Origin of the sequence: Microcoleus sp. D2_18a_D3 (genome assembly GCF_036702455.1) — a bacterium.
Classification (GTDB): domain Bacteria; phylum Cyanobacteriota; class Cyanobacteriia; order Cyanobacteriales; family Microcoleaceae; genus Microcoleus.
Genome location: NZ_JAUBTK010000125.1, coordinates 1 through 14512, shown reverse-complemented (window position 1 = coordinate 14512; position 14512 = coordinate 1). Strand labels below are relative to the sequence as shown.

Genomic DNA, 14512 nt, shown 5'->3' with positions numbered 1-14512 from the left:
AAATTACTCAATTTCATACTCTGACTCTAATACACCTCAGTTCCACTTTAAAATATGTTGGTAATGACAAGCCTTAATAAGGTGGGTCAGGGGGGTGCAGTTTTGATTGATTTTGGCTTAGCCAGACAGGTGACGGCACCGGGGAAGTTGAGGACAAATAGCAATTCCGGGACAGAGTGTTACGCACCCATCGAACTATTAGAAAAACGAGCCGAAATTGGTGCATATACTGATGTTTATTCTTTGGCGGCGACGCTGTATGTGATGCTGTCGGGTGAGTTGCCATTCCCGTCGCAATTCAGGAAGCAAAATATCCTTTTAATTCCGCCGAAACAGCATAACAATAAAATTAGTGGCAGGGTGAATGCAGCGATTATTAAGGGGATGGAGTTGGAACCGCAAAATCGCCCTCAGTCGGTGCAGGAATGGTTGGCGTTAGTGATGCCTAAAAAGATTACTAATTTAGTGATACCTAAACAGGGTACTAATGAGGTACAATTGCTTTCTGCGGTGGGGATGGATTATAGAAAATTGCGTGATTTATTAGCAGCAGGAGAGTGGAAAGAAGCCGATTCGGAAACGGTGGGAGTGATGCGGAAGGTGGGGGGAAAGGAGGAAACATTTTTGGATAGCTCATCAATAGATAATTTTCCTTGTAAAGACTTGCGAACGATTGACCAACTTTGGGTAAAATACAGTAGTGGGCGCTTTGGCTTTTCGGTGCAGAAGCGCATCTATCAACGTCTGGGGGTAACCCACAAATATAATGAAAAAATTTGTGAAGTTTTTGGTGATCGCGTAGGTTGGAGAAAAAACAAAAAATGGGTGTACTTGGGCGACCTCACTTTTTCAGAGAAAGCACCAGAAGGGCACCTCCCTTTGGGTGTATTTGGGTGTTTTGCGTTTGCGTTTGGGCGGGGGGGCGGAGATGGGCGCTTTAGTTCTCTTCTCTCGCGTCGAGACTTGTAGACTTTAAAATCTAAGCGTTTCAGGATTTCATAAAGATTTATAACAAAGCCCAAAACCACGATCGCCATGCCCTGTCTACGTTTCCGATACCTGGCACTGCGAGTCATCGAAAAGTGGCCATCTTTCCTTAGTTTTTTGTAGTATCTGCCCCGCTATTTGCGGGTTATAACAATTAGCAAAAACAAACTTTTCAACCACCGCTAAAATTTCTGGATTTTCCGCAAATTCAAGAAACCGGGTTTCTGCGATAATTTACGCATCATCACCCAGATTCAGGAAGAAACCCGGTTTCTACCTCCCCACCAACAGCCTCCAAACCCCATAAACTCGCAAACTTTACGTGGCTATTAGTAGCATACCCTATAAAACTTTCTTCACTCAAGATGCGATTCAATTAATTGTAAATAGACATCAACTTCCCCTAATTGTCGTCAATACAGAAGTAGAGGAAATAGTATAATGGATAAACTAACCGAGTATCCCAAATTAATCGAGCGCATTTTAACCGAATATATAGAATTGGGCCGCCGTCCTCAACCAGAGATCGAAACCTTCTTAATTAGCGATGCACAAAACGGTCATTATATGTGGATGAATCTCGGCTGACCAACGGGAGAATGAATTACCCCGATGACTGTCTACGTTCGGATTCGGGATGGCAAATTCTGGATTGAGGAAGACTGAACAGAAGATGGAATTGCAACAGATTTAGTGCGTGCATGGGTTCCCAAGGAAGATATTGTAGGAGCATTTCACGAGTCCAGAATGCGGCAGTACACGGATTTTGCAGTAGCTTCCTAGCGCTTCGAGAAATTGTTATGAAAAAGCCAACTCAATTGACTCGGCGGTTGAAACCGCGTCTACACAAACGAAGTCCGCCTCCGCAGACTAAGAGGTAACATGAAATGAAAGAATGGAAGCAAAGCCAAAGAATAGTTACAGAATTTACCTATTGCGTCCAAAGAAACCGGGTTTTTCCGCTCATCTGTCGGCTAGAACAAAGTATTGTCGTAAAAAACCCGGTTTCTGAACCCCCATGCGTCCAGGAATATCGCTGCTATAATAGATCAACCTGAGCGTTAATATCGCAAATGTATGACAGCAAAAATACACATCAGCAAGTTAGGTAATTCCTTGGCTTTGCCAATACCCGACTACATTGTAGCATTTCTAAACCTGAAAGCCGATGCTTCAGTAACTTGTACTATAAAAAATGGGAAAGTGGTCATTGAACCCGTAAACAATAAAATATCAAAATATACCCTAGATGAATTATTTGCAGCCGAAATAGAATCTCGCGAAGAAGTCTCTTGGGGAAAACCAGAAGGAGAAGAAGTTTGGTAAACTATTTTCTGCGGTGATTAAAAATATTTTGAAAGGTTCGATAAAATACTACGACTGATTAGGGAAAAGGTTAGCAATCAGCATTACGTCATGACACTCCACGCTGAGGAAGAGATGGAAGATGACGATTTTACAATTTATGACATTGAACAAGGCATCCTCACAGGTGAAATACTAGAATGTCAAAAAGATAGAGTGACAGCCGAATCAAAATACCGGATTAGAGGAGAAACTACCGATGGAGGAGAAGTCGAATTAATTGTCAAACTGAGTCCGACTGGAAAAGTTGTTATCATTACAGTATACGTGCCTTAAGCAAGGAGACTTAGTAAATGGTATGCGATATTTGCGGAACAGAAGGTGTGCGAATTCGCCGAATTCCCAGAACCTATGGCAAAGGCAAAGATTTGCTAGTTATAGAAAACATTCCGGTAATAAGCTGTCCTCACTGTGGCAGTAGTTACCTAACAGCCGCAACATTGCATGAAATCGACAGAATTAAACGCCAGCGTAAAAGTGTAGCGGTAGAACGTTCTGTAGAAGTCGCTAGTTTTGCTTAGCCAATGATTACATTTACAATCATATATTGAAATGACTTCAAAAGTTACCCTCACCATCACTTCCGGGAATCTCAAAGGCCGAGAATTTACCTTTGACACCCGCACAACTTGCATTATTGGGCGCGCCAAAGATTGCTATCCCAAAATTCCCGACGACGAAAAACACCGCACGATTTCCCGCTATCACTGCTTGCTGGATATCAATCCTCCCGATATCCGAGTGCGCGATTTCGGTAGCAAAAATGGCACTTTTGTTAATGGCAAAAAAATCGGTCAGCGAGAACCAAATCAAACTCCCGAAGAAGCTGCTCAAATTCAATTCCCAGAATACGACTTGCAAGGGGGAGATGAATTGACACTCAGCCATACTTCTTTTCGAGTTGGCGTTGCCCTTGACCCGGAAATTGTCAAAACTCTCCAACACCAAACACCCCCTGTCATTCCCTCAAATCAAGCAAATCTGTGGGAAATGCTGCAAGCTTTTCTGTTGAAAGCAGTGGCGAATGAAAGCCATATCGGAGTTCTCGGCGATTACGTTTTGCTAAAGGAGTTGGGTAGGGGCGGTTTTAGTTTAGTTTATTTGGCGCGACACAAGCGGACTAACGAACAAGTTGCGCTGAAAGTGATGCTGCCAAAAGTAGCGGCAAATCAGCGGGCTGTTAATTGGTTTTTGCGGGAAGTTGAAAATATGAAAGTTTTAAAACATCCCAATGTGGTAGGATTAAAAGAGTTTGGTTATGCTGATAAAACTTTCTTTTTCACGATGGAATACTGCGACGGCGGCAGTGTTGTGGATTTGATGGAAAAACGCGGTTTCAGCACTTTGCCGATTGGTGAGGCTGTGGCTATTATTTTGCAAGTTTTAGATGGTTTAACTTATACGCACAATGCAGAAATTCCCAATGTCAGATTGGCTGATGGTAGTTTTGCAAAAGGACGGGGTTTGATTCACCGGGATTTGAAACCGGGGAATATTTTTTTGGCGAATGTGGGTGGGAAACAAGTTGCCAAAATTGGGGATTATGGGTTAGCAAAGGCTTTCGATCAAGCGGGTTTAAGCGGCCAAACGATGACTGGTAATGTTGTGGGTACGCCGTATTTTATGCCGCGACAGCAGGTAGTAAATTATAAGTACACGCAACCGGATGTTGATGTTTGGGCGGCGGCGGCTTGTTTGTATGTGATGATAACGGGATATTCCCCGCGAAATTTGGAGGATCAAGACCCGTTTTTGGCGGTTTTACAAAATGATGCGGTTCCTGTGCGCGATCGCACTTCTGCGATTCCTCAACCGCTAGCCACCGTTATCGATCGCGCTTTAATTGACAATCCAGAAATCTATTATAAAAGTGCAGCGGAATTTAAACAAGCCCTATTAAATAGTATATCGTAAATTATGGTTCGACTACCAATAGTTTTTCAGAAACCCGGTTTCTTCAAGAAACCGGGTTTCTTGGTATTCTCAATCTGCCATCACAGACAACACATACTCTCCTTGATTTACTGACTGATTGGTCGAAACATCAAAAATGAAAACATCCGACTCAGCACCAACATCAACCAAACTCGGAAATTCCCAGTTCTTATTAAAGCTGAGAATTTGATAAAGCCGATCGCCCTTTTTGACCAAACTCCCCAATTGCACTCGATTTTGAATCATGCCGCCCGCCGGTGCATAGTATTTTATCACCGAATTCTTGGCGGTAAAAATAACTTGATGCGCCGCAGTTTCCGGGAGAGGAAATCCATCTATTTTCAATAAACCCTTACTTGCTAAGTAATTTTTGATGCCCCGCAAGCCATTCGCCACCGAATCGGAGTTCATTTCCATCCCCGAACCTAATTCTAAAGTCCAAGCTTCCACATCAAATTGGATCGCACTTCCCAACTCTGCCAAAATCTTCTCCAAAGCCAGCCAAGGCTTGAGAAACGCCTCGTCAAAAGCATCGCCGTCGTACTCGTCCATCAAAATTGCCCGATCGAGCAAAAAAGCTTCCGCACTCTCCTCGCGGGAATTAAAACAGTAAAGGTAATCTAAACTTTGATTTGTAGAACTGTGCAAGTCCAGCACATAGTCAGCATCCAAACACAAAGATTGTAGCTGATATCGGTAAAATTCGCTGTAGGGGCGGCAACTAGGAGCGTTAATTTTTTCCAACTCTTTCGCAAAACTCAAAGCAATCGCTTTTCTGTAATTAACTTTGACAGTATCGGCATCGAGATGGATGTGAGAATTAGCAAAACCCAGAATATCTTCCCCCTGTTTTTCAAAATCCCAGAAAATCCGGTTCCAATTTACCCCATCATAAAGATTGTAGCGACCAGGAGAAAAATGGTGCGATCGCTGGCTGACACCCACAGGATTGCAAACCGGAACTAGCCAAATTTCCCCGCTTAACTGGCTGCTGTCCAAAGACATTAAAAACTCAATTAATTGGTAAATCACAGCATTACCGCTAATCTCAGCGCCGTGGAGGTTAGATTGGAGATAAGCTTTTTTGCCGGGAATCGCACCTTGGAACTGATAGACTTGCAGTGAAAGCCGATCGCCCGAAGCAAGCTGCACCACAGGAATAGTCGAAATAACTGGAATCATAAAGAAGGAAGTTCGGCAACGGATTATGTAACGGATGTAACGGATGTAACGGATGTCAGGAACAAGGAAGAGGGAAGAAGGAAGAATGAAGAGAGAAGAGGGAAGAAGGCAAAATTTTTTCTTTCTTCTGCCAACTGCCAACTGCCAACTGCCAACTGCCAACTGCCAACAGACTTATTCCTTAATAGCCGATTTGCTGACGAAGGTCTAAAATCAATACAGTCCTGTGCGATTCGTTTAGTCTAAATGAGTAAAAATACTCAGGGACGGCTAGTATGGCTATCAAGCCATAACAACTAAATACACATCTGGGTGCAGGTTATCCTTAGTCCCAGTCCGCAAGTGCAGCGGTAAAAGCATATCCCCTATCCTATTAAGTAGCAACTAATAGGGTAAAGCGGGGATAAAAAGCAGACTACTGGTAGCCGAAACTGGTAACTGTCGAGCAAAAGTTCATGTGTAGCGAAAGCAAAGATGTGTCCGAACCACCGTTAATTGAGATGGTCTAACGGCTGAATCAAGGGTAAACCCGTTGAAAAACACGGTAAAAACTGATTAAGACCAAGCCAAAAGGCAAGGATAGGGCATAGGCGATTAGAACTTCGACCTATAAGCACCGCCCATAAACCCGGTGGAGAGCATCACACTAAAAACTAAACCAATGTGTATTTGGAACGAAGTAACTCTCGTATATCTCTGGAATCAGTTCGATTACCAGTAAGTAGCTAACGAATGATATGCGAGAGAGGGATTGTATCAGAAGCCAATGCCCGGTTGTAATGACAGGGATATGCAGACGGATACACGGTAACTTCAAGGATAGGAACCTAGTAGCAATGAATAAGTCTAAAACGCGGGACAACCCGACGGTGGAATGGAATCAAATCAATTGGCGAAGAGCCGAAAGATTGACATTCAAGTTGCAAAAACGTATCTATCGAGCAAGTGAGCGTGGTGATGCTAAAGCAGTTCGGAAGCTTCAAAAGACCTTGATTAATTCATGGTCTAATAAGGTTCTAGCGGTACGACGGGTCACGCAAGATAATACTGGCAAACGTACAGCAGGTGTAGATGGTATTAAACTATTATCTCCGAAGCAGCGAGCCAAGCTAGTAAGTCAACTCAAGGCAACTGGAAAATCACAACCGACACGTCGGGTAATGATACCAAAACCAGGAACCAATGAGTCAAGACCATTAGGCATACCCACAATGTACGACCGCGCCTTACAAGCAGTTGTAAAATCAGCTCTTGAGCCAGAATGGGAAGCTCGTTTTGAGCCAAACTCGTATGGTTTTAGACCAGGTAGGTCATGTCACGATGCGATAGGAGCCATATTTGTCAATATCAATAACAAAGCCAAATACGTGCTAGATGCTGATATTGCCAAATGCTTTGACCGCATTAATCACAAAGCATTACTTGACAAAATCAATACTTATCCGCGACTGAGAAAACAAATTAAGTCGTGGCTTAAAAGTGGGGTATTAGACCAAGGTGAAATTTTCCCGACCACAGAAGGTACGCCACAGGGAGGGGTCATTTCCCCACTACTGGCTAACATTGCCTTACACGGAATGGAAGAACGGGTTAAGCAATTCGTAGGAAAATCTATTAACCAACGAAAGGAAATTAGTTTAATCCGATACGCCGATGATTTTGTGATTATGCACAAAGACATCGATGTAATAATAGCCTGTCAAAAGATAATTGCAGACTGGTTAAGTGATTTAGGCTTAAAATTGAAGCCAAGTAAAACAAAATTAACTCACACCCTCAATAAATACAATGGAAATGTTGGGTTTGAGTTTTTAGGATTCCACGTACAACAACATAAAGTAGGCAACTATCGAAGTGCCAAAAGTACACATGGAATTCCACTTGGCTTTAAAACATTAATTACTCCGTCCAAACATAAGGTCAAAGCTCACTTGTTGAAAATTGAAGAAGTAATAGATACCCATAAAGCCTCCCCTCAAGCTGCTTTAATTAGTCGGCTAAACCCAATAATTAGGGGATGGTCAAACTATTACTCTACAGTAGTAAGTAAAGAAACCTTTAACAAGGTCGATAGTCTTACCTACGACAAACTACGAGCTTGGGCTAGGAAACGGGGACAAGGCAGCATCAACAAAGAAAAATACTGGCGAACAGTAGGCGACAGAAATTGGTGTTTCAGCACAGAAGAAGGTTTAGAATTAACCCAACACCAAGCAACGCCCATAATAAGGCACGTCAAGGTAAAGGGCAATTCAACGCCTTACGATGGTGACTGGATTTACTGGAGCAAAAGACGTGGAGAATACCCTGAAACACCAACAAGAGTGGCAACACTCCTGAAGACACAAAAAGGTAAATGTACCCACTGCGGTCTGTACTTTACACCTACAGACACTGTAGAAGTTGACCATATCCTACCCCGCTCCCTAGGCGGTAAGGATGAGTATAAAAACCTCCAACTTCTGCACAAGCATTGTCACGACACAAAAACGGAAAATGGCGGTTCCCTTAATAAGGACTATCATAGCAATCCGTTCTGAGTTGTATCCTTAACAAAGGATGAAGATACTGAGGAGCGGAATGAAGCGAAAGTTTCACGTTCCGTTCTGAAAGAGAGGTAGGGGTAGAAATGCCCCTATCGACTCTACCCTGCTGACTTGCTTTCAGCAAGATTTAAGCATACTTACCCTGAAACCTTATAATAATCCTTGTGCCAGACACTGCCCAGAACCGCCCAGAGCTGGATCTGAAGACCATATTTCCCTTCGAGCTAGATAACTTTCAGAGAGAGGCGATCGCCGCCCTCGATGCAGGTAAATCCGTTGTCGTGTGTGCTCCCACAGGCTCTGGGAAAACGTTAATCGGGGAATACGCCATCCATCAAGCACTCTCCAGGGGGCGGCGCGTCTTCTACACCACTCCCCTCAAAGCACTCTCTAACCAAAAGCTGCGCGACTTCCGCAGTCAATTTGGAGACGACAACGTAGGTTTGCTAACGGGCGACATCTCCGTCAATCGAGATGCGCCGATTTTGGTGATGACTACCGAAATATTTCGGAATATGCTCTACGGTACGCCGATCGGAGAAGTCGGCACTTCCCTCACCGGAGTCGAAACCGTGGTGCTCGACGAGTGTCACTACATGAACGATCGCCAGCGCGGTACCGTCTGGGAAGAATCCATCATCTACTGTTCCAGCGAAATTCAACTGCTGGCCCTCTCAGCAACCGTTGCCAATAGCGAGCAACTCACAGACTGGATTAACAAAGTCCACGGGCCCACAGAGCTCGTCTACTCAGACTTTCGGCCAGTACCGCTGCAGTTCCACTTCGCCAACCAAAAAGGGATATTTCCCCTGCTAGACGAGACCGGCAAAAGAGCTAATGTCCGGTTAGTCCCCAAAAAAAAGCAGCAAAAAGTAGAAAGAGGCAGCATCCCCACTCCGAGTTTGACCGATGTTTTGGCCAGGTTGGACGATCGAGATATGCTACCAGCAATTTACTTCATCTTCAGCCGTCGCGGGTGCGACCAAGCAGTCGCAGAAGTCGGCAATTTCTCCCTAGTTAACGAAGCCGAAACAGCCGAACTCAAACGCATCATTGACGATTTTTTACAGCGAAACCCAGAAGCAGAACGCTTCGGTCAAAAAGAAGCACTTTTAAAAGGCATCGCCGCCCACCACGCAGGCATTTTGCCCGCTTGGAAAGGTTTAGTAGAAGAACTCTTTGGCAGAGGTTTGATTAAAGTCGTATTTGCCACCGAAACCCTAGCAGCCGGGATTAATATGCCCGCCCGCACCACAGTCATTTCCACCCTGTCCAAGCGCACCGACAAGGGACACCGACTGCTAAACGCTTCAGAATTCCTGCAAATGGCCGGTCGGGCGGGTCGGCGGGGCATGGACAAGCTGGGGCACGTCGTCGCAGTTCAGACGCGCTTTGAAGGCGCAAAAGAAGCCTCTTATTTGGCAACAGCCAAAGCCGACCCCCTCGCCAGTCAGTTTACTCCCAGCTACGGCATGGTGCTGAATTTGCTGCAAACACACACTCTTGACGAAGCTCAAGAGTTGGTAGAGCGGAGTTTCGGTCAATACCTGTCTACCTTGTACTTGCAGCCGCAGCAAGAAGAATTAGACCGATTGCAAACAGAATTGGCGGTGCTTGAACAGTCCCTGGCGGCCGGAGGAAATGTCTCCACCCTGGAAAAAGAGCTCGCCCATTACGAAAAATTGCAGGCAAGACTCAAAGAAGACAAACGTTTGCTCAAAATTCTCTTGCAGCAAGCTGAAGAAGCCAGATTTAAGGAGATGTCCGTAGCTGTGGCTTTTGCAGTGCTCGGCACGGTTCTGAGTCTCAAAGGCAAGCACGTTCCTACAGCAAAACGATCGCACACAAATCCTGTACCTGCCGTATTGGTTGCCAAAATCGCAGGTTCCGGCCAAGCACCAAATTTGGTGTGCTTGGGCAAAGATAACCGCTGGTATGTCGTCGCCATTAGCGATGTCGCTAGCCTGCACGCCGAATTACCCCGCTTGAGCGTTGCAGATACCTTGAACCCGCCGCCGGAAATGGCTCTGAGACTCGGCCAGTGCCGCTTGGGAACTGAAGAAACTGCTTCAATTGCTGGATCGATCCCACAATTGCCGACACCGGAACCGAGCCCAGAGGCGATCGAGCAACAGCAGAAAATCGCAGCCGTAGAAGCTAAGCTAGAAATTCACCCGGTTCTAGAATGGGGCAATCCCGGTACTTTGCTCAAACGCCAGCGCCGCCGGGAAGAATTGAAAAAAGAAATCCGCAAAAGCGAAGAAGACTTAGAAAAGCAGAGAGCTCGCTACTGGGAGGAATTTCTCAACTTAATCGACATCCTGCTGAATTTCGGCTGCTTGGAAAGAGTAGTTTCGCCAAATGTAAAGCGAGATGACTCCTCCGGCAGGTTGGTACCCACAATCTTGGGCCAAGCTTGCGCCGCCATTCGCGGCGATAACGAACTGTGGCTGGGTTTGTCCCTGATGTCTGCGGAGTTTGACGAACTCGACCCCCACCACCTCGCTGCTGCTTGCGCGGCCTTAGTTACAGAAGTTTCTCGGCCCGACAGTTGGACTCACTACTCGCTGTCGCCAGAAGTTTTGGCACCTTTGGACAATCTGCAAAAAGGCTTGCGCCGCCGATTGTTTCAAGTGCAGCGCAAGCACGATTCTGCAATCCCGATTTGGCTGGAACGGGATTTAGTGACTTTGGTTGAGCAGTGGGCTCTGGGTGTTGAATGGCTGGAACTGATTAGCCATACGAGTTTGGATGAAGGGGATGTGGTGCGGATTTTGCGCCGGACTTTGGATTTCTTGTCTCAGATTCCTCATGTTCCTCATGTTTCGGATGCTTTGCGGAGGAATGCTTGTCGGGCGATGCAGTTAATCGATCGATTCCCGGTGAATGAAGCTGCAACTTAGAAAAGTGTTGACGGTTGACTGTTGACTGTTGACAGTTGGCTGTTGACAGTTGGCTGTAAGCTGTGTGGCATCTAAATTGTATTTGGGGTTTTTCAACCCAAATGCACCCAGGTTTTAATCTAAAATCGTTTCCGGTTGCATCGGTATTGTTCAAATGCCCAAACAGTCAAAAGTCAACAGTCATGAGGAATAGATCCAGATTTAAATCCAAAATCCAAAATCCAAAATCCAAAATCTAAAATCCAAAATCTAAAATCGATCGATCGCACTTTTTCCTGATTCAGGTTGCAGGGCAGGATAGAAAATTGTATGGTGCGGATCGATCGCTCTTAATTGTTATTAAATTTTTCTTTAGCGGTGTGGTGAGTAATTCTCATATTTATGCAACAAATCAAAAAGCCTCATCAAATGCCTGATGCCTGCTCCCAGGCTCAAAGAATTCGCTTTTTTACTTTCTTGCAAAGAGTCTTAATTGGAACTCTAGCGAGTACATTACTCAATCTCTTCATCCTATTTCCCTCTCCGAGTTTCGCAGAAGTAGTTCTGGGCGTTGTTCGCAGTTCCGAGAATTCTCCCGACTGGGTAAAGATTACCACGCGCCTCTGGGAAAGTGGCATTGCTTACAAACCAATCAATCTCGAAGAAATCAAAAGTACGGCGGATTTAACAGGCGTTAACGTGCTGTTTTTGCCCAACATTGAAACTTTGAGTCCGGCGCAAATTAAAGTTTTAGAAGCTTGGGCATCCCAGGGCGGCCGCTTGATTGCTTCGGGCCCCGTCGGCCGCAGTTCCCCGGCTTTGGTGCGCCAATCTTTGCGATCGCTCCTTGGGGCCTATTGGGCTTTTCCGTTAACCCAACCGGCGACGCCGCAACCGCGCAGCCGCTGTCGGGATCTCGCTTGCAAAACTTCTAGCAGTTGGATGCCCCCAGAACAAAAAAATGCCTCAGTCCAAGGCGGTGTCTTGATTCCGGCTGATGCAAACAGTCAAACTATTGCTACTTGGAAAGATAGTTCCGGTTCCTCCGCAGCCATCGCCACGGATCGCGCTACCTATCTCGGCTGGCGCTGGGGTAGCGACGGTTCGGCCAATGTAGATAAGGCTTGGCTGCAAGCCTCGATCGCCCGCTGGGGAGGCACAATCGCTTCGCAGCCTGTAGCGCCGCCCACTGCTGCCGGGACCCCACTGCCAACTCCCCCCTCCAGAGTCACTAGAAACAGCCCTAGTTTGCCGCGTACTACCCCGCTGAGCCGACTTTCTCCCTCTGGCTCGGTTCCCGATCCAGTACCTGCAACTTTTACAGACCCTTCCGATCAGGCGGCGCCGGCGGGTTTGGACGTGCAGCCCAATTCCAATAAGCCGATCGTCAGCATTGAAGCGTACTTGATGCGCCAAGAACTCACTAACCTCCTCGGCAGGTTTGAAAGCGCCCTGACAGCATCTAATTCAGCCAATACCGCCATCAATCTCAATGCTGCTACCTCCCCTCAACTGGTGGCTGCAGAACAGGGCGGAGGCGGCCCGGCAACCAGCCGCCCCCCTGTTCTGCAAGCGATCAGGGGACGGGCGATCGCCCAAGCGCGGCAGGTTTTGCAAACTTTCGACCAACTCCTGCAAGAGCAAAACTACGCGGAGGCTAGAAAGCAGTGGGTGGAAGCGCGGCAGTTGCTGTGGGAAAATTACCCGAAGGAAGGACAGCGGGTTGGGGCGGAAATTCGGGCGGTTTGGCTCGATCGCGGGACGATCGTCGCAGCGCGATCTGAACAGGGTTTGGCGGCAGTGTTCGATCGGCTCGCCGCCGCCGGTATCAATACCGTTTTCTTTGAAACTTTGAATGCCGGATATCCCATTTATCCCAGTCAAGTTGCACCGCAACAAAATCCCCTGACTGTTGGCTGGGACCCGCTGGCATCTGCGGTTAAATTAGCCCACGAGCGAGGCATGGAACTGCACGCTTGGGTTTGGGTTTTTGCCACAGGAAATAAGCGCCACAATACTTTAATTGGCCAGCCTAGTTCTTATCCTGGGCCGGTGCTTTCCGCTTATCCAGATTGGGCAAATATTGACAATAAAGGACGCAGGCAAAATCCTAACGATGGTAAATTTTATCTCGATCCGGCGAATCCGGAAGCACGTAATTATTTGCTGCGAATTGTCAGCGAAATTGCCAACAACTACAAAGTAGATGGGGTGCAATTAGACTATATTCGCTATCCTTTTCAAGATGACAATGCGAATTTTACTTACGGTTACGGTATTGCGGGGAGGCAGCAATTTAAGCAGTTGACTGGTGTAGATCCGGTGAATATTTCGCCGAGTTCCGGCAGTTTGTGGCGGCAGTGGGTTGAGTTTAAAACTAATCAAATTAATAGTTTTGTAGCTGAAGTTTCTCAGCTTTTGCGGCAGAATTATCCGCGCACTATTCTGTCGGTGGCGGTGTTTCCACACCCGGAAAGTCAGCGGATTTACAAAATTCAGCAAAATTGGGAAGTTTGGGCTCGTCAGGGTATTGTAGATTTGATTGTGCCGATGACTTATGCTTTGGATACCAACCGGCTTCAGCGAATCACCGAACCGTTGGTAAAGGAACAAATGCTCGGTTCGGCTTTGATTTCTCCGTCGGTTAAGTTGTTGACTCTCCCGGAAGTTGTGGCGATCGACCAAATTCAAGCTTTGCGCGATTTGCCGACTGGGGGCTATGCTATTTTTGCGGTGGAAAGTATCAGCAGCGGGATGCAGGGGTTTTTTAACCGCACTCAAGGCCCGCCAGTGCGTTCCACTTCTGCTGCGGAACCGATTCCTTACCGACAGCCGTTTGCGGCGGCGGCTTCGCGGTATACTGCTCTCAAGCAGGAATGGAGTTTTTTGTTGGCTAACAATCAGTTGCGGGTGTCGGAATCTGAACTGAAGGTTTTGCAAAGTCGGGCGGATGAATTGGCGCAAGCTTTGAGCAAGTTGGCGGCAAATCCTTCTAGGGAAAGTTTAGCAACTGCTAAAAGATTGTTGGGGAGTTTTCAATCTCAATTTCAATCTTCGATGCGCTTGCATTCTGCCGAAAATAGCTATCAAGTGCAAACTTGGCAAAATCGTTTGGAGAGTTTGGATATGCTTTTACGTTACGGCGAAAGGATGGAGTTGAATCGCAGGTAAATATAGATTTTTCGGGTGTGTGCTGCTGTGGATAGTGCGATCGCGAACTTTAAGTTTGTAAGTAGGTCATCGCAAAACAAGGATAGTATCTTATCAGGGAGGGTTGAGTTAAGATCCATGATCGAAGCGAGTATATAAGTCCTCTCACCCGCCCGAACCATGTAATGTTTATTTGCACCTACTTAGTGAGCACGGAAGCCCTCAAAACTCTTAAAGGTCGATCGTAAACAATTTGATAATGAGTGATATCCTTTCCGGTTGCATCGGATAACAGTCAACCATTGAGTTTTTCGCACTGAGTCAACAGTCAACAGTCAACAGTCAACAGTCAACAGTCAACAGTCAACCATTCAGTTTTTCGACACCGAGTCAACAGTCAACAGTCAACAGTCAACAGTCAACAGTCAACAGTCAACAGTCAACAGTCAACAGTCAACAGTCAAC

The 14512-nt window shown here is 46.3% G+C and carries 11 protein-coding genes and 1 pseudogene; 11 read left to right on the top strand and 1 reads right to left on the bottom strand.

Annotation, left to right across the window (positions count from 1 at the left end; translation table 11 throughout):
* The first annotated feature begins 63 nt into the window (after positions 1 to 63).
* The 7 genes and pseudogenes from QUB06_RS32170 to QUB06_RS32145 all read left to right on the top strand — a co-directional run bounded on the left by QUB06_RS32170 (position 64) and on the right by QUB06_RS32145 (position 4266).
* Positions 64 to 969 (top strand): GUN4 domain-containing protein, encoded by a 906-nt coding sequence (locus QUB06_RS32170; RefSeq protein ID WP_333438734.1) that lies wholly within the window; start codon positions 64 to 66, stop codon positions 967 to 969.
* A 340-nt stretch (positions 970 to 1309) separates the two neighbouring features.
* Positions 1310 to 1429 (top strand): element excision factor XisH family protein, encoded by a 120-nt coding sequence (locus tag QUB06_RS34830; RefSeq protein ID WP_445251441.1) that lies wholly within the window; start codon positions 1310 to 1312, stop codon positions 1427 to 1429.
* A pseudogene (locus QUB06_RS32165) lies at positions 1429 to 1770 on the top strand (XisI protein). The gene QUB06_RS34830 and the pseudogene QUB06_RS32165 overlap by 1 nt, the downstream one beginning before the upstream one ends.
* A 294-nt stretch (positions 1771 to 2064) precedes the next feature.
* On the top strand, positions 2065 to 2313 hold the full coding sequence (locus QUB06_RS32160) for a hypothetical protein (protein ID WP_333438733.1): 249 nt from the start codon (positions 2065 to 2067) through the stop codon (positions 2311 to 2313).
* Between the two features lie 90 nt (positions 2314 to 2403).
* Positions 2404 to 2628 carry a DUF4258 domain-containing protein gene (locus tag QUB06_RS32155; RefSeq protein ID WP_333438732.1) on the top strand — a complete coding sequence of 75 codons (225 nt, stop codon included), beginning with the start codon at positions 2404 to 2406 and terminating at the stop codon, positions 2626 to 2628.
* 17 nt (positions 2629 to 2645) lie between these two features.
* A complete protein-coding gene (locus QUB06_RS32150; RefSeq protein WP_333438731.1) occupies positions 2646 to 2873 on the top strand; it encodes a type II toxin-antitoxin system MqsA family antitoxin in 228 nt (75 codons plus the stop codon).
* A gap of 31 nt (positions 2874 to 2904) precedes the next feature.
* Positions 2905 to 4266, top strand: coding sequence for a protein kinase domain-containing protein (locus tag QUB06_RS32145; RefSeq protein ID WP_333438730.1), 1362 nt, complete (start codon positions 2905 to 2907; stop codon positions 4264 to 4266).
* Positions 4267 to 4335: 69 nt separating this feature from the next.
* On the opposite strand, the gene QUB06_RS32140 is transcribed toward QUB06_RS32145, so the two are convergent.
* Positions 4336 to 5469, bottom strand: coding sequence for a succinylglutamate desuccinylase/aspartoacylase family protein (locus QUB06_RS32140; RefSeq protein WP_333438729.1), 1134 nt, complete (start codon positions 5467 to 5469; stop codon positions 4336 to 4338).
* 52 nt (positions 5470 to 5521) lie between these two features.
* Between QUB06_RS32140 and QUB06_RS32135 the strand changes: the two genes are divergently transcribed.
* The 4 genes from QUB06_RS32135 to QUB06_RS32120 all read left to right on the top strand — a co-directional run bounded on the left by QUB06_RS32135 (position 5522) and on the right by QUB06_RS32120 (position 14068).
* Positions 5522 to 5680 (top strand): hypothetical protein, encoded by a 159-nt coding sequence (locus tag QUB06_RS32135; RefSeq protein WP_333438728.1) that lies wholly within the window; start codon positions 5522 to 5524, stop codon positions 5678 to 5680.
* A gap of 625 nt (positions 5681 to 6305) precedes the next feature.
* The gene (gene ltrA / locus QUB06_RS32130) at positions 6306 to 8009 is read left to right on the top strand and encodes a group II intron reverse transcriptase/maturase (protein ID WP_333438727.1); all 1704 of its coding nucleotides are present in this window, start codon (positions 6306 to 6308) and stop codon (positions 8007 to 8009) included.
* A 170-nt stretch (positions 8010 to 8179) separates the two neighbouring features.
* Positions 8180 to 10918, top strand: a complete 2739-nt coding sequence (locus tag QUB06_RS32125) for a DEAD/DEAH box helicase (RefSeq protein ID WP_333438726.1) — start codon at positions 8180 to 8182, stop codon at positions 10916 to 10918.
* A gap of 408 nt (positions 10919 to 11326) precedes the next feature.
* Positions 11327 to 14068, top strand: coding sequence for a family 10 glycosylhydrolase (locus QUB06_RS32120; RefSeq protein ID WP_445251442.1), 2742 nt, complete (start codon positions 11327 to 11329; stop codon positions 14066 to 14068).
* The last annotated feature ends 444 nt before the right edge of the window (positions 14069 to 14512 follow it).